Here is a 20,066-nt window from a genome sequence, read left to right as displayed (position 1 = left end):
TGTGAGGTTTTTTTATTAGCATGTTTTTATAAAGCGCCGTGTTGTTGCCAGGTTTCACCAGTTTCATAGGGTGCATATTTTTGTTTTAATTCATGCAGTGACTGGCTTTGATACAACGCAAAGATGATCATGATCAGGAATAAACCTGCCAGTTTGATCAGGCGTTTATTCTTATATTCGTCGGAATATAAGTAAAAAATACAATAGAAAGCGACAATCAGATAAGTACAGAACAATGAATTCAGCACCAGATAAATCAACAACACCGCAGTCAGTGCAGTGGCAATCCGGTTTTTTAGCACGGTTGCATGAAGGCTGAGTACATTTAAAATCAGTAGGCCCAAAGCGGTCCAGAACAGATAGGCACTGCCGCCAATAATCACGATATAGACCGATTGCAGGCACAACAGCACCAGCCATACAAAAATGGAAACAAGAATAAACCTGGATGCGCCAGAGGACGCGGGCAACGTGTGTTTCATATGACTTACATTGATTTTTTCTAAACAGCGATATAAAAGAATTTAAAAACGAAACTTAAATAACTCTTTGCTTCTGCTTCGGGTTATCGCCACGCACAGCAAAGAAAGTGTACCGCCAATCAGCATTGCTGGGACTACGCTGAAAAAGCGTGTCATCACACTGGACTGCAAGGCGCCTAGCTCATTACTAGACGTGACAAAGATGCCATTAATGGCCGCAATACGTCCAAGCATGTCCTTGGGAGGGATAAGTTGCAGTATGGTTTGACGGATGACAATGTTGATACTGTCACAAGCCCCCATGATAATGAGAACTGCGACAGAAAAATAGAGGTGTCTGGTAACAGCGAATAACAATGTGCAACATCCGAATCCTGCAACCGCCAGCAGCATGATCTGCCAGGGTCTGTGTTTCGGGGGATAACGCACCAGAACGATCATCATGATCAGGCCACCAAACGCAGGCGCAGCGCGCAATAGACCAAAACCATCGGCGCCGATATGCAATACATCCTGTGCGAAAATCGGCAGCAGGGCTATGATGCCGCCAAAAAAGACCGAGCCCAGATCGAGAAACATGGCCCAGAAAATAATTTTGGTTTTAAAAATAAATTGCAGTGCCTGTTGCAGGCTTTGGAAAATGGATTCAGTCTGGAGTTGAGGAAACTCTCGTGTTTGTAAGTTCCATAACGCAAAACTGCCGGCAGCAAATAATCCGACAATAATGCCAAAGCTAATATCCAGATCAAAATGCGCCAGCAAAAAGCCACCGAGCACAGGGGCAAGGATACCGCTTGCCTGCCAGCACATACTGGTCCAGGTTGCGGCATTGGTATAAAGATGTTCAGGCACCACAAAAGGTCGTAACGAGTTAAAGCACGGGCTATAAATACCGCGAATGCAGCCAAATAAAAATAAAATGCTAAAGCTGGAAATTACTAACACCGTAGTGGTGATTTTTTCAGATTGAAACAGGTCGAAACACAGCCATAAAGCGATGGAAAGGGGAATGGCAATACTAAAGCTGATCTGTAAAATACGCTGCCGGTTAAAACGGTCGGCAATATAACCGCCCCATAAAGAAAGCACCAGAAAAGGCAAAAAATCCATGATTCCGACCAGCCCCAACAGCAGCGGATTCTTGGTGATCTGATACAGATGGAAGGCAATCAGCACTTCCTGAATCAGCACCGCAAAAGTTAAGCAGCATTGATTGATGGTCAATAACTTGAAGTCACGACAGGCAAATGCGGCAAAAGCAGATGGGCTTATAGCAGAAGACATAGATTTAAAAAGACAGAGAGAAAATAAAAAAACAGCGAGAAAATAAAAAAAGGGAAGAGCCGAAACTCCTCCCTTTTTAACATGTTCCTACACGGAATTACTGAGCAACAGCTTCAGCTTTTACCGCTTTTTTTGCAGGAACCATGTTGGCTGGTGTCGTATAGTTCAAGCCAAGTGTTGAGCTTGAATAATGACGGATTTGATCAAGCAAGGCTGGATCATTGGCAAGGTCTTGACCATAAGAACGGACAATTTCGTGCAACTTGTCATTCCATACACCTTTGGTTTGCTCAGGGAATGCTTTTTCAAGCAGGTTAAGCATGATGTAAGGTGAGGTCGATGCACCTGGTGAAGCACCAAGTAATGCAGTTACAGATTTATCTTTAGAGGCAAAGATTTCTGTACCGAATTGCAATTTAGCTGGTTTACCTGGCTCTTTCTTGATGATCTGAACACGTTGACCACCTTGTTGAAGATGCCAGTCTTTTGGATCTGCTTCAGGGTAGTATTTTTTCAACTCGTTGAAACGGTCAGCATCCGACATCAATACCTGACTTACAAGGTACTGAACCAAATCAGCATTTTGTAGACCAATCGCTGCCATTGGCAACACATTGTTTTTGTTGGTCGATGCAAGCAAATCAAGCTGAGAACCATTTTTCAGGAACTTGTTTGAATAGGTTGCGAATGGGCCAAACAGTACATATTTTTTACCGTCGATATAACGGGTATCAATATGTGGCACAGACATTGGCGGCGCACCAAGATCAGCACGGCCATAGACTTTAGCCGTGTGTTTTGCAGTTACTGCTGGATTGTCAGTGACAAGGAACTCACCACCTACAGGGAAGCCAGCATATTGTTGCGCTTCTGGTAAGCCAGTCATTTGCAAGAGTTTGATTGCCGCACCGCCCGCACCAATAAACACAAAACGTGTTTTCACATGATCAACTTTGCCAGATTTCACATCTTTAAAAGCCACAGACCAGGTGTTGTCATCGTTTTTGCTGATGCCCGTCACTTCAGTTGACGTGCTGAGTTTGAAGTTTGGACTCTTTTCAAGGTTGCCAATCAACTGCTTGGTGATTGCACCGTAGTTTACGTCAGAACCAACGTCCATACGGGTTGCAGCAACTTTCTGTTGAGGATCGCGACCGTCCATCACCAATGGTGCCCATTGTTGAATTTCAGCTTTATCTTCACTCATTTTCATGCCAGCGAATAACGGGTTTTGAACCATGGCAGCATAACGCTTTTCCATAAAGTTCACATTATCGCCCCAGACAAATGCAATATGCGGCACCGGGTTAATGAAGGTATTTGGCGTTTCAAGCACACCTTGCTTCACTTGGTAAGCCCAGAACTGCTTTGCAATTTCGAACTGGCTTGCCACGTTGATGGCTTTAGAAATGTCCATTTTACCGTCTTTTTCTTCGGTATAGTTCATTTCCATAAAGCCAGAGTGACCTGTACCCGCATTGTTGAAGCCGTTTGAACTTTCTTGTGCTACTGCATCAAGACGCTCATACATGCGGATGTTCCAGTCGGGTTGTAATTCGTTGAGGTAAGTCCCCAAGGTGGCACTCATGATCCCGCCGCCGATGAGTACAACATCAACAGTCGGTTCGTCATTTGCTGTTTTAATTGCCTTAGACGCAACTGGTCTAAAAAGAAAGGCAATTGCAATAATAATTAGTACCACGAGCAGTACTAATAAATATTTCCAAAATTTTTTCATTCAATTTACCTTAAAAATTAAATGACGCTCTATATGACAGACCATATAGAGAGAAAGAATTTAAATGATGATACAGACGCAATTAAAGGCACATCAGTCAAGGGGTGACCTTGTCACTGACGTTAGAGGAGTTAGTTCATGAATTTTACTTTAAATTAGACAGTGTTTTAGTTAACGAATGTTTCAAAATGTAGTAATCAAGTGGCTTTTAATTATTTTATGTATTTAATTTGTATAAAATACTGGAAAATCTCTGATTTATCGTTTAGAGAAATGTGTCACATTTTGATCAAATAACAATAACCTTGTTTGCTTCGCCGATCTGTAAATTTTTAAACCTAAGCTTGGGTCATTCGTATTGCGGTGTCATGCTCGACAGTAATGCATGGATAAGCAGTTTGTTATTTTAACTGAATCGACCTGACTTTTGTGGATCGTGTGGCGGTATCGCGTGGAATAGTTGTCGTCCATTTTGACCAAGCTGAACAAAATTTCAAAGTCGCTTGATGTTGTTGTCCGATACCGATATTGAGGCCAGTTCTTCAATTCTGCCTGTTGTATATATCGGTAGCTCAACTGCTGTGATCAATATAGATAAATATCTTCTAGAATTAGAATGCTCCTGAATTAAATCAGTAATACGAAAAACTTAAAATGTTGTCTATTACCTTGTTTATTTTAAAGCTGTATTTTAAGGAATTTCAAAAGTATATATAAAATGAATAAAGTCTAAAAAAATATAATAGAAACTTTTATATGAGTAAAAGTTATTCGGTATGTACAAAAATCAAATCCTGTTTATCTTTATCATGATGTGGTGCTGTGGCTGTGCATCCAGTTTAAATCCGGTCGGTGCCAAGCCGGTGGAAAGATTTGAAAAAGTGTTTACCGAAACGCACCTGATCAAGAGCAAAACCACAAAGACCGATGTTATTGCGTTGTATGGCACCACACGAGATAAAACCTTATATCCCGATAACACTGAGATCTGGAGCTATTATGCGGAACAAGATCGTCCAAAAAAAGTGATCATGACTCAAGCTCGCCAGAATAGCCCGACAAAGTTTGGTCCGCAGAGCGCAAATGCTTCTAGTGAACCACGGGCTTCAATTGCCATCTATTTTAATGCTCAGGGCGTAATGAGTGGATATGCAATTTCAGATTGAAGATAAATATACGATTTATATATTCCAGGTCTGACAGGATTCAAGATTTTCAATTACACGTTGTAGATGTTTTAATATCATTGTGAAAATCATGCCTAAAAAAATAATTATGATATTTATTTGCTCTAGTGCTTAGTAAAAGTAAATTAAAGATCAAGTTGTTTAGAGGTGAAGAATGAAAAATAATATCAATATTGGTGTGGTGAATGGCAATAATAATAATATTCAGCAAACGAACAATCAGGGCGATGGGCGGGAGCATTCATCAGAAGATTCCATATTAAATGGTATTGTGTACTTTGGTGGAATATTTGTGTTTATGCTGTTCATCATGATGTTTTACCTGATTTATTTTGATCAGATTATTTTTTTTCTCAAGTTTTTTGTGGGGCTAAGCGTTGTCCTATTCCTATTTAAAATTATTTATCCACTTATTAATAAGCTGGAGGATTTTCGGGATCTGACAGACTCCATTATCGGGTTGGTTCTTGCCGGTCTGTTGGCCCTCATGATTCATATAACTGATAAAGCGATGCCACAGCAAATACTGATCTTTGCTGAAGAGCTTAGCATGGATTCAGGGAATGTCTGGAATCAGGCCTGGCTATTGTGGACGCAGTTTAAACCGTTGGGTCATAAAATCATTCTTTGTAATATAGGCGCTACCCTGAGTTTAATTATCGGGATTTTCTTCAATTTGTTGTATGGCTTTAACCTATTTAAGCCGTACAGCCCGATATGGGTCGTGGTGATGAGTCTGGCTGCATATAGTGTACTGGCTCTTGCTTAATGAAAAATATCAAACTGATAGAGCTAGCTGCCAAGTTATTTTTAAAATTTAGCTGATAAGTGTTTATACCGAAAATTTAAAATTAGGCCGAAAAAATTACCTACTATAGTGATTCAGCGTTGTGATTTCGCTGCAAGTTTGCCATTGCTGCTGTTTATAGATGTTATTGAAGCGCTTATTCCATTTATTTTCTAAGGCTTTTTAAAGGGTTAAATTTTTATTCAATAAACAGAAGGAGGGCGTTTTGAAAGATAGAACAAAGACAAACACTGCGAAAAATAATCAGCATGCTGTTTGGTATCCTCATTTGTGCTCCCTGAGGGGTGTGAGAGGTTATGTCAATACTCAATTTTCGAATACGATGGCTGTCTGTTTAGGTAGTTTCATGGTGACGCTCATCGTTGTGATGAACTATCTGGTCTATTTTGATCAATTTCATTTTTTTCTTTTGATGATTGCAATTATCGGTGCACTGCTACACTTTCTAAAATTGGTCTACCAAATTTTTGATATTGTAGATAATACTTATCATTATCGGGATTCAATTGATCCCTTATTGGGATTGATGCTTTCAGCTGTGCTGGGATGGTTGGTAAGCAGTATTGTAGATGCCATGCCTCTATCGATTCTGGTATTTGCAGAACAATTTGTTACTGGCTCAAAGAATTATCAAAACTTAAAGCTTTGGCAGCATTATAACGGCACAGAACACCGAATCATTTTACAAAGTATGTGCGCCACGTTATTTGTGCTGATCGGGCTGGTGTCTAATTTACTCTATGGATTAATGAATGTTAAACGTTTGAGTTCATTGATTAGTGCTATCGCGATTTTGTCAGCTTATCTGTTGATCTGTTTGTATACATGAGTAGGGTTAACGCCCTTCTAATCAAGTAATGGTCATCAATAATGCTTTGAACTGCTGGCCAACTCATCTGAAAAGAAGGTTGAGAATCACAAGGCAGGCTTTCATTATAAAGTGGCCGTAAAGACTACATAGGACTGATAAAATATGCTTACATCATAAATTAAAAATATTAAATAATAAAAATAGTAAGCTATTGAATATTAATAACAAACCTGTTTTTTTATGATCAATCCGCACATTGACACTCATCAATACTCCGATTATTCTTTAAACGCTGGCCTACATGCCAGCCGGTTTTAGCAGACCGTATCCTAAGTACATTGAAAAAACTTGTTTTTTTGATGTAGACTCGTTCGTCCCCCTTTTGTAGCGGTAGGGCGAAAGGGGGACGCCTCCGGGCGTGCTGATTCTTAGGTTCAGTCTGCTAACCCTCTTTCACCCTGCCACCATAATCTTTATGTCTTGGCAGCCTTCCGAATTTTGTAGGAGTTGGCCATGTATCGTATTCTTATTTATCCTAAATAGTGCTTGATTGCGTTTAAATGCTTTTAGGTGTTTAGGCATTAGGTCGTCATGACTTAAAAATCCAAATTCAACAATAAAATCAGAGATGTGCTTGAGCCGTCTTTTCGGGCTTTTGTATGCCTTTTTTGCCGCTAACACGTTGGCGGGCTCAGTTAGAACAAAAAAATTATAGGGACACTATATGTCGCATTTAGAAATTTCATTTCGCGCTTTAAAGGTGCTCGAGACTTCCCGAAAATTGTTTAATGCTCATGGTTTTCATGGCGTCGGGGTTGATCTGATTATTGAGTCATCTCAAATCGCCAAAGCAACCTTCTATAAATATTTTCAATCGAAAGAACAACTGGTTGAAATGAGTCTGGGGTTTCAAACCGAAGCACTCAAAGAAGACGTGTTTGGACTGATTTATCGGCAAAAACAGCTTACGCTGCATGAAAAACTGAAACAGATATTCTTTTTACATGCGCATCTGGACGGGCCTTATCATTTGCCGTTTAAAGCCATTTTTGAGATTGAAAAGCGTTATCCTGCGGCTTATCAGATTGTAGCGAATTATCGGAAATGGCTGATTAATGAAATTTTTAAGCTGCTTTCAGCCAATTCGGTACATGCCTCTAAAAAGGATGCGCATATGTTTTTATTTGTGGTCGATGGGGCGATGATTTTGCTTTTGGGCGGCAGGAATGGAGTGGACGATCCAGAGCGGTTGATTGAGGGATTTTTAGTAGGGTTGGGGAGGTGAGGAGTCTTACTATTTAAGGTGGATTAAATCATTAAAAATACTTGAGTCAGGAGTTTATGTAGTCGTGCTTGGGCCTTGGAACTGATGGCTTTTGGTGGCTGATACGAGTTTCTCTAAAATTGATGTGGAGATAGTGTTGTTTGTGGTGGATGGGGGAGTGTTGCAGTTGTTGAGTGGTAATAAAGTGGATAAAGGAAAGTTGTTGGAAGGGGTAATGAGGTTCGAATATACAAAAAAGTATGAATGCTGCATTAAGCAATAGTTTTGATAGTTAATACGGTTTTTAGTTTTCTCGTAAAAATTCAAATCTAAATAAAAAATATTTTTTCAAGTGGGAGTTGGAGTGAAAATAGCTTTAAGTCAAAAAGCACCAATTATTTAATATACTATAGGATCTTACTTCTATATCTAACAATCCTTGTATTTGCCCTAGCAAGTATTTAAAGAAATGTTGGTAAAGTTACAAATTATTGAATATTATCAATGTGATTTAAATGTAAATAAAAGATAGCTATTATGAATAAATATGTAATTTTTGTTCATGGTCTAACTGGCAAGGTTGGTACCACATGGGGAAATTTTCCAAAGTTTATAGAAGAGGACGAATCTATTGAATATAAAGTGATTGAATGTGGTTATACATCGCCAAATCTTGCGTGGTTATTTTTAAAGTCAGGTCCAACAATTCTTAATATTGCAAATGGTGTGTTGACTGAAATCAACTCTAAATGTGATATAGAAAATGATGACATAATTTTAGTTGGCCATAGTATGGGTGGGTTAGTTATTAGAAAAATGTTATTAAGGTTGAATGCTCAAGGTATCAAACATAACATTAGAAAAGTATGTTTTTTTGATGTACCGCATCAAGGTTCTGGTTTAGCTAATATTGGTAAATTTATTAGTTGGAGAAACAGACACTTAAGGTCACTAGTTACTAATTCTGATGAACTTGAGGATATTAATGAGCAATGGACAGATCAAAGAATTGATCAATCTCTAAATATCTTAAGTATTATCGATGCCAATCAGACTATAGTTTCATCTGCAAGCTCTAAAAGTATCTTTAGATATCATCCTATAGAGACTATAAATAATGTAAACCATAGTTCGATTGTAAAGCCTAAATTAGAGAGTGATCTTGTGGTTGTTTTATTAAAAAAATTCATAAAATCAAAACCTTTGGTTGGAAAATTCAATTCAGGGATTGGTAAACCAATATACCAATGGCTTAGATATGATGAACGTAAACATGAACTTCCTTACAAAGCTGATGATGCTAGAAAATTAGCATTTGATGCATTAACGCAAGCACTTAGCTCAAACACACCTTATGTTAGACTTACGGGGCTATCAGGCTTAGGTAAATCTAGATTAATACTAGAATATAAAAAAAATAAAAACATTGAGGATGAAGAGTTTTTAGTTATTAATGGAGGTGATATTGATAAAACTATAAAAAATGAGATATTGAGAGTTGCTGAAAATGGTACAACTGGATATGTTGTTATTGATAACTGTACAGTTGAATTACACAATTATGCTGTAAATGCTATTGCTGAAAATGGTTCTCTTCTTAAGCTAATAACAACTTATTTTTATCATGAAGACGTAAAACAGCTTAAGGGAACTATTCGAATTAAATTGGAAGCATTAGCCTCTCAGCAAATTAAGGATATTATATCTGATCGTTTACCAAATCTTGATGCTAGTTCTAAAGCGCAGTTGGAGCTATTTATTGAAGGTTTTCCCTTATTAGCTCAAATGACTACTCATGAATTACAACAAGGTGGGCAAATCACAACAACTTTTAGTGAACCACAACTAGTCGAAAAATTAATTAATGGTGATGGTACTCTTACTAAGGAATCTAAAGAACTACTAAAAGTTTTTTCTCTATTTGATTACTTTAAATTTCAAAATGATGGTAACCAGCTTGCAAACTTAGATATAGAATTCATCAATTCTATTGCAGGAACTGATCAAAAAGCTTTTGATGAAACAATTAGAATTTTTACCCAAAAGGAACTAATTAATTGTACGAGTAATTTTGCACGTGTAGTTCCAAAACCACTAGCTCTTAATCTAGCTATGGAATGGTGGCAGACAAGTTTATTTGATCGGCAAGCAGATTTAGTAGGCCAACTACCTCAATCATTATTAGAAAGCTTTTGTAAACAAATAAAATATTTAGATTCATCAATGAATGTTCAAGAATTTGTTGAGAATTTTTGTGCTTCCAATCGCCCTTTTGGCCAAGCGGAACTGTTGCTTACTAAAGCGGGTTCAAGACTTTTTCGCGCACTAGTTGAAGTGAACCCTATAGTTACAACTCAACTTATATATAGAATTATTAGTAATTTAAGTGACACAGATATATTATCTATTTCTGGAGATATAAGACGAAACTTTATTTGGTCATTGGAAATGTTAGTGTTTCATGCTTCTTGTTTTGATAAAGCTGCTTGGTGCTTGTTTAAGTTTGCACAGTTTGAAAATGAAAGTTACGGTAACAATGCTACTGGGCAATTTGCACAATTATTTAGAATAAACTTGTGTGGTACTGAAGTAAATTTCGAAGAGCGAATAGCATTGTTAGACAGAGCAATGGCACTAAACAATCAAAATGCTGACTCTGTTATCAGTCAGGCAGTCAAATCAGCTATTAGTACCCATGTAAGTACAAGATTAATTGGGGCAGAATATCAAGGAACTAAACCAGAGCTGAAAGAATGGCAACCTACTAAACAATCAGAAATTTATGATTATATCCAATATCATTTGAATATTTTAGTTAGCCTTATTAAGCATGGTCATATTACAGAACAAGTTAAAAATTTGTTTGGAAATGAAATTAGAGGACTAATAAGATACCCAATACACCAACAATTGGATCTAACTTTTAAAGAGATTATTAAGCTTACTGGCAAATATTGGCCTGCAGCCTCTCAAGCGATAACACATGCTTTGCAATTCGATATAAAATTTTTGCATCAAGAACAAATTATAATTTTAAGATCTTGGGAACAATTATTATCACCTAATGAAAATGACCTTGAAGAAAAACTGAAATTAATTGTTCTTAATCCTTCTAGAGAATATGTGGAAGATGCTGATGGTCGATATGTTGACTTGGCAGCTCAAGCTGCTAAAGATCTAGCAGAATCCATTAAGGATACATATAGTGATTTAATTCCTCATCTTAAGATGATATTGACCTTTCCAGAACAGAAAAAAAGTTGGATCTTTGCTAAATATCTAGCTGTAGGATTAGATGAAAATGCTATAGATATAATTTTGAGTAATCTTCTAAATTATTTACGTAGCGAAAGACCAACTAACATCCAATTCTTTTCAGGATTTTCAAGTGGGATTAATGATAAAAATGCTAATAAATGGAATGAATTAATTGAGTTAATTGCTGCGGATGAGGCTTTAGTTCAATATTATCCAGAAATAGTCTCAACAGGAAAGTTTGACTCATATCATTTGGATATTTTTCTTGGATTAATAAGTACAGGTAGGCTGCCAAGTAGTACGGCATCAATACTGAATTATGGTAGTGTAACTCATCATCTCACTGAAAAAGAAATTACAGACTTTTGTTTATCTTTAAGCAAAATTGATGCTACAGCAGTTTGGGTTGCATTAGATAATTTAAGTATGTATATGTTTAGTCGTGCTGATCTTGATTTAAAATTGATAAATCCGACTTTAGCTGTTTTAGTTCTGAATGTTTCTTTCAATAAAAATGATAAATTATATCAGTTTGATAGCTATAATTGGCTTAATTCAGTAGAAAAATTATTAAGTGCAGAAGATAAAGAGTTCGCTTTAAAGCTATGTCTTTACTTGATTGATCAAGTAGATAGCTGCGATATTGATTATAATGATTTGTGGGACTATATTGGCGAAGCATTCTATAAAGCGTTTGAGCTTCATGGTGAATACTTGTGGCCTAGAGTTTCACCTAAGTTTTTAGATATTAACAATAAAAAACCGTATAGATTATTAGATTTACTAGGAAGTGGAAAATCATATCATAAGCGTGACAACAGTATCTTTGATTTGTTGGATACAAATAGTATCGTTGAATGGTGTAAAGATGAAGCTGCTTTGTTAATCACTGCTAGAGCATTAAAAATGTTTGTTTCAAATGGTGAGCATAGATATTTTAATCCTTTGCTTCTATGTCTAATAGCTGAGTACAGTGGTAATAAATCTTTTGATAGTGCAGTCTGGATAAACTTTTCAAGTAGATCTTGGATGGGGTCTCTTATCCCTTACTTACAAGAGGATAAAAAATTGATAGAAACCTTAATCAATCATAAAAGCTTGAAAGTTAGAAATTGGTCAAAGCTATTTGTTGATTCTATCGATAGGCAAATTGATGTAGAAACTAAGCGAGAGGCAGAAGAAGAAATGTTAAGAGGATTTGATTAGATTCATGAATATTTTAGGCTGTTGATAACTTTATTAAGTAGGCTATATTGATTGATATATTCACCTGTTACAGTTTTATAGGCAGGTTTATATTTATTAGATTTAGTTTTTCTTTTATACCATAGAGCTATCTGCACAGTTGTTGGTTTAGCTTTAAGTACATATATAGAAAGTAATAAAAAATAGGCCATTAGGCTCTATTTTCTGATTTAGTGCGGTTGATAAAGCTCGTAATAGTCTTCTCGAAACGTGTGTCAAAAATCTCACATCAACTGTCATTCAGCGTCGTTTTTCGAAGGTTTATAATTATATTGCAAACTTATTCTCGAATAAAAAAATAGAGCCATTGGCCCTATTTTTTTATTTAATGCGATTGATGTAATTTGTAATAATCTCGAAATATGTGTCAAAAATCTTACATCAACTGTCGTTCAACGGCGGGTAATCCAACTTACCAGCTTAACGCACCACCAGTTTGGTAATCCGTTACACGCGTTTCAAAGAAGTTCTTCTCTTTACGCAAGTCCATCATCTCAGACATCCAGCCAAACGGGTTGGTAACACCGGCAAACTGCTCTGGTAAACCAAGCTGCGCTAAACGACGGTTACAGATGAACTTCAAGTACTCTTCCATCATGCTTGCATTCATACCCAATACACCACGTGGCATGGTGTCACGCGCATATTCGATCTCAAGCATGGTGCCTTCAAGAATCATTTGAATCACTTCTTCCTGGAACTTGGCCGTCCACAAGTGCGGGTTCTCGATCTTGATCTGGTTGATCATGTCGATACCGAAGTTCAGGTGCATAGACTCATCACGCAAGATGTACTGGAATTGCTCGGCAACACCGTTCATCTTGTTACGACGGCCCATACTCAAGATCTGAGTAAAGCCACAGTAGAAGAAGATCCCTTCAAGTACACAGTAGAATGCGATCAGGTTACGAAGTAAACGCTGGTCGTTTTCAGGTGTACCTGTGTTGAACGTCGGATCACTTAAAGATTGCGTATATTTCAAGCCCCAAGATGCCTTACGCGCAACAGATGGAATCTCGCGGTACATGTTGAAGACTTCGCCTTCGTCCATACCCAAAGATTCGATACAGTACTGGTAAGCATGAGTATGAATCGCTTCTTCAAATGCCTGACGCAAGATGTACTGGCGGCATTCAGGGTTGGTAATGTGACGGTAAATCGCCAATACCAGGTTGTTTGCAACCAATGAGTCCGCAGTCGAGAAGAAACCTAAAGAACGCATGATAATGGTACGCTCATCTTCGGTTAAGCCATTTTCAGACTTCCAAAGCGCGATATCGTGGTTCATGTTGACTTCTTGCGGCATCCAGTGGTTTGCACACCCGTCAAGGTACTTCTGCCAAGCCCACTCGTATTTGAATGGCACAAGCTGGTTCAAGTCTGCACGACAGTTGATCATGGCTTTATCATCAACCTGAACGCGCTGAGCGCCCATTTCAAGTTCTTCCAGGCCAGGGGCAACGTCTAGGTGTTCTAGGGCTGCAGATGCTCGAGCCAGCGAATCGGCTGAATCTGTTGATCGCACGGTACTGGTTCCAGCGGATTGTGCAGCTGCCACGCGCGGCGATGATTGCTCTGAATCAGATACCACTTGCGTATTAACCGTTTTTTGCGTGTCGATGGGCGCAGACTTGTGTTCAGGTGCAGTCGGTTTTTGCGAATCATCTTCAAAATCGTCCCAACTAAGGATAGACATATCAATTCTCTCTTCGTTGCTTTATATCTTTTATGAAGACATCTCAATCAAGAAGATGTCCTTACTATACGCTCAATTTGTGTAAGCAAAATTAAGTTTTATTGATTGATTTTTTAAAAGTGACCAGTCGTCACTCGCAATCCCTAAGACTTATTTTGATTACGCTGTTGTCTACGTATTTTAAAAAACGCGTAAACGAGGGGGATATAAAACACTAGAAAGGCACAAATCAGCACTATCACACCAAATTGATAATTATGACTGAGATGGAACATGATCTATGCCTCTATAGATTTAAATCTTGCAAGGCCCTTCCAGAGTGAGAAGGGCGTATGCGGATTTAATTACTGACAAGCTTCACAGTCTGGATTGTCGATCGAACAAGCCATTGGTACTGGTGCTGCTGTCGTAAAACCATCTTCTTCCACTGGAGTTTCTGGTTTTTTCTCTGCAACCGCCGCAGGTGCTGCTGCAACAACCGGAGCTTCAACCGACGCTGGTTTTACTGCATTCAGTGCACCTGTATTGATGGTTGATTTCTCGGCAGAGGTTGCACCTAAAGCTCGGAGGTAATAAGTGGTTTTAAGACCACGTAACCATGCCATCTTATAGGTGATGTCAAGTTTCTTACCGTTCGCGCCAGCGATGTACAAGTTCAATGACTGTGCTTGGTCGATCCATTTTTGACGACGAGAAGCAGCATCAACGATCCAGCGGGTATCCACTTCGAATGCGGTTGCGAAGATGGCTTTTAATTCCTCAGGAATACGCGCAATCTTCTGCACCGAACCTTCAAAATGTTTCAGGTCATTCACCATCACGCTATCCCAAAGACCGCGCTCTTTTAATGCACGAACCAGATAAGGGTTGATTACGGTGAATTCACCAGACAGGTTCGACTTCACATACAAGTTCTGGAAAGTCGGCTCAATCGATTGAGACACACCACAAATATTTGAAATGGTTGCAGTCGGTGCAATTGCCATCACATTTGAGTTACGCATACCGTCTTTTTGAACTTTGGCACGTAATGTGTCCCAGTCTAAACGTTGGGTACGATCCACTTCGAACATGCGTTCTGGACGTGATTTGGCAACGATTTCCAAAGAGTCGATTGGCAGGATACCTTGATCCCACAATGAACCTTTGAATGTTGAGTAAGCACCACGTTCAATTGCAAGATCGCTTGATGTTTGAATTGCGTAGTAGCTGATTACTTCCATTGATTCGTCAGCAAAATCAACTGCTGCGTCAGAACCGTAAGCAAGATTCATTTCATACAATGCATCTTGGAAGCCCATGATCCCCATACCCACTGGGCGGTGTTTCATGTTTGAGTTTTTCGCTTGTGGTACCGCGTAGTAGTTAATGTCGATGACGTTATCGAGCATACGTACTGCTGTTTTGATGGTACGTGCAAGCTTCTCACGGTCTAACACACCACCTTGAACGTGTTGTACAAGGTTGATCGAACCGAGGTTACATACCGCGATTTCGTCTTGGTTTGTATTTAAGGTGATTTCTGTACACAAGTTCGATGAGTGAACCACGCCCACGTGTTGTTGTGGTGAACGTAAGTTACATACATCTTTGAACGTGATCCACGGATGACCAGTTTCGAATAACATCGAAAGCATTTTGCGCCATAAGTCTTTCGCACGTACTTTCTTGTGTAGCATGTTTTGTTCTTTTGCTACCGCTTCGTAGTGTGCATAACGCTCAGCAAATTCAGCACCTGTTAAGTCATGCAGGTCTGGTGTTTCAGAAGGGGTGAACAGTGTCCATTCCGCATCTTCAAATACACGTTGCATGAATAGGTCAGGAACCCAGTTTGCAGTGTTCATGTCATGGGTACGACGACGGTCATCACCTGTGTTTTTACGTAGCTCTAGGAATTCTTCAACATCCAAGTGCCAAGTTTCGAGGTACGCACAGACTGCACCTTTACGCTTACCACCTTGGTTAACCGCAACCGCTGTATCATTCGCAACTTTAAGGAATGGTACAACACCTTGTGATTTACCGTTGGTGCCTTTGATATAAGAGTTCAATGCACGTACAGGTGTCCAGTCATTACCTAAACCGCCAGCCCATTTTGACAGCATTGCGTTGTCACGCATTGCACCATAAATGTCATACAGGTCATCACCAATCGTGGTTAAGTAACAGCTTGATAACTGTGGACGTAATGTCCCTGAGTTAAATAGGGTTGGTGTAGACGCCATGTAATCGAAGCTAGACAGCAAGTCATAGAATTCGATTGCGCGGTCTTCTTTATGTTCTTCGTTGAGTGCAAGACCCATCGATACACGCATAAAGAATAATTGTGGTAATTCGAAACGTACGCCATTCGAGTGAATGAAGTAACGGTCAAATAAAGTTTGTAGACCTAAATAGGTAAACTGGTTTGAGCGCTCTGGCTTGATTGCAGCTGCCAATTTTTCAAGGTCAAAGTCAAGCAGGTCAGCAGAAAGAAGATCAAGCTCAATACCTTTCTTCAAGAAGGTTTCTAAAGCATTGCCTTCTGGTGTATCTGAAGGTAGACCTAAGAATTCAAGACCTGTGCTGACCAATTCATTTGATAATAAACGTGCAGTCACATAAGTATAGTTTGGCTCTTGTTCGATACGGGTACGAGTCGCCATCATCATCGTGGTGGCGATGTCGCTTTCTTTTACGCCGTTATAGAGATTCTTTACGGTCTCATCCACGATCGCCTGAACATCGATCCCTTCCAGGCCTTCACTTGCCGTCTGGATGGTTGCAGTCAACGCATCAAGATCCAATGGCTGGAGCTGGCCATTGTTGTCGGTAATCTGAAGGGTAGGGTGATGGTTCGCACCAGTTTGCTGACGGGCACTTGCGCGTTGGTCACGATAGATCACATAGGCACGGGCAACTTTTTGCTCGCCAGTACGCATCAGGGCCAGTTCAACCTGATCCTGAATTTCTTCGATATGAATCGTGCCACCCGAAGGTAAACGACGGTTAAATGTGTTCATAACCATTTCTGTCAATTGGGTGATGCGGTCATGGATACGACTAGAGTCGGTACCTTGTTGACCTTCAACAGCCAGAAATGCTTTCCCAATCGCAACAGAAATTTTCTCGGCATTAAATGGCGCAATCTCACCGGTGCGCTTAATGACCTGAAGTTGGCCAGGAGTAGAAGTGATGATGCTCATGTCAGCATAGCTCCATTATCATCTATTTTTATGTTCATTGACCGTTTGAATCGAGCAAAAAGCATGCCACGATGTTTGAGGGATAAACACAATACTTAGTGGTTAAAGTTTATTTTCAACACAAGATACGGGATTTTTAGTACTAGATCAATCCTTGACATTTTACTAATTTTTTTTTCATGTCTTAACTGCTGAATTCACAGGGACATAGCATAACAAAGCCATTAAAAAAGGCTTATAGATAACTCTGTGGATAAGTCAAAAAACAGACACTTAAATTGTTATAGGCGAAGAAAGAAACAAATTGTTTAACATTGGCACAAAATCTATACTAAACATCCATCCTGAAGAAAAAACGCTTACAATTCTGAAAAATATATTAAAATTCATAATTTTAATAAAAAGATAACAAAACAGGGTAAGCGTGTATCAGTTTGGTGAACGGCTACTTGTTTACAATGTAAACGTGTGTATATTGCAATTCATAAACCAATGTATCTGTCAGATTTCATAGACAGATTCACTCAGATTTTAGGGGCAACAAATGAGCCAAGAAGAAAAGTTACCGAAGATTTTGATTGTTGAAGATGACGAGCGTTTAGCACGTTTAACACAAGAGTATTTGATTCGTAACGGTTTAGAAGTTGGTGTTGAAACTGATGGTAATCGTGCCATTCGTCGTATTATCAGCGAGCAGCCAGATTTAGTGGTGCTTGATGTGATGTTACCTGGTGCAGATGGCTTAACCGTTTGTCGTGAAGTACGTCCGCATTATCATCAACCGATCTTGATGTTAACTGCACGTACCGAAGATATGGATCAGGTACTGGGTCTGGAAATGGGTGCAGATGACTATGTTGCCAAGCCTGTTCAGCCACGCGTCCTGTTAGCGCGTATTCGTGCCTTATTACGTCGTACCGATAAAACGGTTGAAGATGAAGTCGCACAACGTATCGAGTTTGATGATCTGGTAATTGATAACGGTGGTCGTTCAGTGACTTTAAATGGTGATCTGGTTGATTTCACCAGCGCTGAATATGACCTGTTATGGTTACTTGCTTCAAATGCTGGTCGCATCCTATCTCGTGAAGATATCTTCGAGCGTTTACGCGGTATTGAGTATGACGGTCAGGACCGTTCGATCGATGTGCGTATTTCCCGTATTCGTCCAAAAATCGGTGATGATCCGGAAAATCCAAAACGTATTAAAACCGTCCGCAGTAAAGGTTATTTATTCGTTAAAGAAACCAACGGGATCTAAATCCCTGGAATCCCCCTGCATTCAGGGGGATTTTTTCCTTTCCACAAAGGACTTGCGTAGTAGCGCTGCTCAAGTGGGGTTTTAATGAGCTTGGAATTATTTAGCTTATGGTAAGTCGAGTACTGAAAAACAGCATATTCTTGCGTATTTATGCTGGCTTGGTGGTTTTGGTGGTTGTGGTTGCCGCATTCTGTTATTTGCTGGTCCAGATTATCAACTACCAACGGGCGCAGGAATATCGTGAATCTCTGACCGATGGCATTTCCTATGTCATTAGTGAGGGGGTATCTCGCCAGCCAGAAAAACAGCAGAAACTCGACTGGATTTCCGATGCTTCTGATTTGCTGGAATTGCCGATCTACTATGTGGATGCGGAGCGGGTTGAGTTATCGCGTACCGAGAAAAAACGCATTGCCGAGCAAAAGTCAGTAGTTCGTTACGATGCCAATAACGGCATTGGCTATATCATTATCGGTCTGAAAGACGATCCTAAACACTTCCTGTATATCAAGGTCGATAAAATTGGCGAACGCCAGATGAAAGCGCTGCCGATCTTTGTGCTGGATTATCTGATTTTCTATCCGGGGCAGGAACGCGAATATCTAGAGCGGATCAAAAAACATTTCTATTACCCGATTGAAATTGCCGATATTAAAGATATCAATCTGGATTCGGAGCAAATTGGTCGTTTACGTCAGGATCAAAGCATCCTGCTGTATAAAGACAGTGCAACCGTTCGTGGGACCACCATTTCAATTGTGTCTCCAATGCCTAATCACCCTGCGCAGGTATTGATTCTGGGTCCGGTACCGATGTTTAACTGGATGCCGTTCCAGCTTTCTGCGGGGATTACCTTGTTCAGCCTGTTCTTGCTGAGTCTGGGCGTTTATGGTCTGATTCTGCCGCTGGAACGTAAAATCCGTCAGGTGCGCCATGCCTTGAACAAGATGAAGTCCGGTGATTTGTCATTGCGTGTCCCGATTGAGGGAAGTGATGAGATGGCCAATCTGGCTTCCAGTTATAACAACATGTCGGATCATATTCAGCGTCTGATTGAGGCGCAGCGTGAATTGATGCGTGCGGTATCACATGAGCTCAGAACCCCTGTCGCGCGGATTCGTTTTGGTATGGAAATGCTGGCAGAGGAAGATGACTATAATTACCGTATCCAGCAAGTCGACATGATCGATAAGGATATTGAAGCACTCAATACCCTGATCGATGAAATCATGACCTATGCCAAACTGGAGCAGGGCACTCCTTCGCTGGATTTCGAAGAAATTGTACTGGTTGAAGTTCTGGATCAGGTGGCAATGGAAACCGAAGCGTTGAAGACGCAAAAGGAAATCGAGCTGATTGCACCGCCATTGGCCTTGCAGGTTGATGCAGAGCGTCGTTATCTACACCGTGTGGTGCAGAATCTGGTTGGAAATGCGGTACGCTACTGTGATCATAAGGTGCGCATTAGTGGCGGTATCCGTGCCGATGGTAATGCCTATGTCTGTGTTGAAGATGATGGGCCGGGGATTCCTGAGCAAGAGCGTGCCCGTATCTTTGAAGCCTTTGCGCGTCTGGATGATAGCCGTACCCGTGCTTCGGGTGGTTATGGCCTGGGCTTGTCGATTGTCAGTCGTATTGCTTACTGGTTTGGCGGCACGATTCAGGTGGATCAGAGTCCAAATCTGGGCGGTGCACGGTTTATCATGACCTGGCCGGCAAAACGTTATAAGCAAGGCTTGAAGAAATAATTAAAAAAGGAATGGCAAGTACCATTCCTTTTTTTGTTTTAGCCCGATAAAAAAGCCAAGGCGTTAACTGCCTTGGCTCAATTGATCAGAACAGTACTG

The 20,066-nt window shown here is 39.9% G+C and carries 13 protein-coding genes; 7 read left to right on the top strand and 6 right to left on the bottom strand.

Annotated elements, in window-relative coordinates:
* Positions 1-26: 26 nt before the first annotated feature.
* The 3 genes from MSG93_RS15970 to mqo form a co-directional block, all read right to left on the bottom strand.
* Positions 27-482, bottom strand: a complete 456-nt coding sequence (locus MSG93_RS15970) for a hypothetical protein (protein WP_005228889.1) — start codon at positions 480-482, stop codon at positions 27-29.
* A gap of 42 nt (positions 483-524) precedes the next feature.
* The gene (locus MSG93_RS15965) at positions 525-1,766 is read right to left on the bottom strand and encodes an MFS transporter (RefSeq protein ID WP_324622475.1); all 1,242 of its coding nucleotides are present in this window, start codon (positions 1,764-1,766) and stop codon (positions 525-527) included.
* Between the two features lie 97 nt (positions 1,767-1,863).
* Positions 1,864-3,504, bottom strand: a complete 1,641-nt coding sequence (gene mqo, locus MSG93_RS15960; RefSeq protein ID WP_005228893.1) for a malate dehydrogenase (quinone) — start codon at positions 3,502-3,504, stop codon at positions 1,864-1,866.
* A gap of 776 nt (positions 3,505-4,280) precedes the next feature.
* On the opposite strand from mqo, the gene MSG93_RS15955 reads away from it, so the two are divergent.
* From MSG93_RS15955 to MSG93_RS15935, 5 genes are all read left to right on the top strand, one after another.
* Positions 4,281-4,670, top strand: coding sequence for a hypothetical protein (locus MSG93_RS15955; protein ID WP_324622474.1), 390 nt, complete (start codon positions 4,281-4,283; stop codon positions 4,668-4,670).
* 175 nt (positions 4,671-4,845) lie between these two features.
* On the top strand, positions 4,846-5,460 hold the full coding sequence (locus MSG93_RS15950; RefSeq protein ID WP_324622473.1) for a hypothetical protein: 615 nt from the start codon (positions 4,846-4,848) through the stop codon (positions 5,458-5,460).
* Positions 5,461-5,845: 385 nt separating this feature from the next.
* On the top strand, positions 5,846-6,328 hold the full coding sequence (locus MSG93_RS15945) for a hypothetical protein (protein WP_227554523.1): 483 nt from the start codon (positions 5,846-5,848) through the stop codon (positions 6,326-6,328).
* 706 nt (positions 6,329-7,034) lie between these two features.
* Positions 7,035-7,595, top strand: coding sequence for a helix-turn-helix domain-containing protein (locus MSG93_RS15940; RefSeq protein ID WP_324622472.1), 561 nt, complete (start codon positions 7,035-7,037; stop codon positions 7,593-7,595).
* 516 nt (positions 7,596-8,111) lie between these two features.
* Positions 8,112-12,038 (top strand): hypothetical protein, encoded by a 3,927-nt coding sequence (locus tag MSG93_RS15935; RefSeq protein ID WP_324622471.1) that lies wholly within the window; start codon positions 8,112-8,114, stop codon positions 12,036-12,038.
* Positions 12,039-12,489: 451 nt separating this feature from the next.
* Here MSG93_RS15935 and MSG93_RS15930 read toward each other — a convergent pair whose 3' ends face one another.
* The 3 genes from MSG93_RS15930 to MSG93_RS15920 all read right to left on the bottom strand — a co-directional run bounded on the left by MSG93_RS15930 (position 12,490) and on the right by MSG93_RS15920 (position 16,958).
* On the bottom strand, positions 12,490-13,773 hold the full coding sequence (locus MSG93_RS15930; RefSeq protein WP_324622470.1) for a ribonucleotide-diphosphate reductase subunit beta: 1,284 nt from the start codon (positions 13,771-13,773) through the stop codon (positions 12,490-12,492).
* Positions 13,774-13,916: 143 nt separating this feature from the next.
* Positions 13,917-14,048 (bottom strand): hypothetical protein, encoded by a 132-nt coding sequence (locus tag MSG93_RS15925; protein ID WP_004655460.1) that lies wholly within the window; start codon positions 14,046-14,048, stop codon positions 13,917-13,919.
* Positions 14,049-14,117: 69 nt separating this feature from the next.
* On the bottom strand, positions 14,118-16,958 hold the full coding sequence (locus MSG93_RS15920) for a ribonucleoside-diphosphate reductase subunit alpha (RefSeq protein ID WP_005283648.1): 2,841 nt from the start codon (positions 16,956-16,958) through the stop codon (positions 14,118-14,120).
* 544 nt (positions 16,959-17,502) lie between these two features.
* Between MSG93_RS15920 and bfmR the strand changes: the two genes are divergently transcribed.
* Together bfmR and bfmS are read left to right on the top strand one after the other, a co-directional pair.
* Positions 17,503-18,219, top strand: coding sequence for a response regulator transcription factor BfmR (gene bfmR, locus MSG93_RS15915; protein ID WP_004770762.1), 717 nt, complete (start codon positions 17,503-17,505; stop codon positions 18,217-18,219).
* Positions 18,220-18,326: 107 nt separating this feature from the next.
* Positions 18,327-19,967, top strand: a complete 1,641-nt coding sequence (gene bfmS / locus MSG93_RS15910) for a sensor histidine kinase BfmS (protein WP_005228911.1) — start codon at positions 18,327-18,329, stop codon at positions 19,965-19,967.
* Positions 19,968-20,066 lie beyond the last annotated feature (99 nt).

This window comes from Acinetobacter sp. IK40, from assembly GCF_035615075.1.
In the GTDB taxonomy this organism is placed as follows: domain Bacteria; phylum Pseudomonadota; class Gammaproteobacteria; order Pseudomonadales; family Moraxellaceae; genus Acinetobacter; species Acinetobacter courvalinii.
Note: the sequence above shows the minus strand (reverse complement) of the source record. Positions and strands in the feature narration are given on the sequence as shown.

Excerpts from the sequence above, each read along its gene's own strand:
- MSG93_RS15930 (WP_324622470.1), bottom strand. The coding sequence starts at position 13,773 with ATGTCTATCCTTAGTTGGGACGATTTTGAAGATGATTCGCAAAAACCG.
- MSG93_RS15965 (WP_324622475.1), bottom strand. The coding sequence starts at position 1,766 with ATGTCTTCTGCTATAAGCCCATCTGCTTTTGCCGCATTTGCCTGTCGT.
- bfmR (WP_004770762.1), top strand. The coding sequence starts at position 17,503 with ATGAGCCAAGAAGAAAAGTTACCGAAGATTTTGATTGTTGAAGATGAC.
- MSG93_RS15920 (WP_005283648.1), bottom strand. The coding sequence starts at position 16,958 with ATGAGCATCATCACTTCTACTCCTGGCCAACTTCAGGTCATTAAGCGC.
- MSG93_RS15955 (WP_324622474.1), top strand. The coding sequence starts at position 4,281 with ATGTACAAAAATCAAATCCTGTTTATCTTTATCATGATGTGGTGCTGT.
- MSG93_RS15950 (WP_324622473.1), top strand. The coding sequence starts at position 4,846 with ATGAAAAATAATATCAATATTGGTGTGGTGAATGGCAATAATAATAAT.
- MSG93_RS15935 (WP_324622471.1), top strand. The coding sequence starts at position 8,112 with ATGAATAAATATGTAATTTTTGTTCATGGTCTAACTGGCAAGGTTGGT.
- MSG93_RS15970 (WP_005228889.1), bottom strand. The coding sequence starts at position 482 with ATGAAACACACGTTGCCCGCGTCCTCTGGCGCATCCAGGTTTATTCTT.
- MSG93_RS15945 (WP_227554523.1), top strand. The coding sequence starts at position 5,846 with ATGGTGACGCTCATCGTTGTGATGAACTATCTGGTCTATTTTGATCAA.
- bfmS (WP_005228911.1), top strand. The coding sequence starts at position 18,327 with ATGGTAAGTCGAGTACTGAAAAACAGCATATTCTTGCGTATTTATGCT.
- MSG93_RS15925 (WP_004655460.1), bottom strand. The coding sequence starts at position 14,048 with ATGTTCCATCTCAGTCATAATTATCAATTTGGTGTGATAGTGCTGATT.
- mqo (WP_005228893.1), bottom strand. The coding sequence starts at position 3,504 with ATGAAAAAATTTTGGAAATATTTATTAGTACTGCTCGTGGTACTAATT.
- MSG93_RS15940 (WP_324622472.1), top strand. The coding sequence starts at position 7,035 with ATGTCGCATTTAGAAATTTCATTTCGCGCTTTAAAGGTGCTCGAGACT.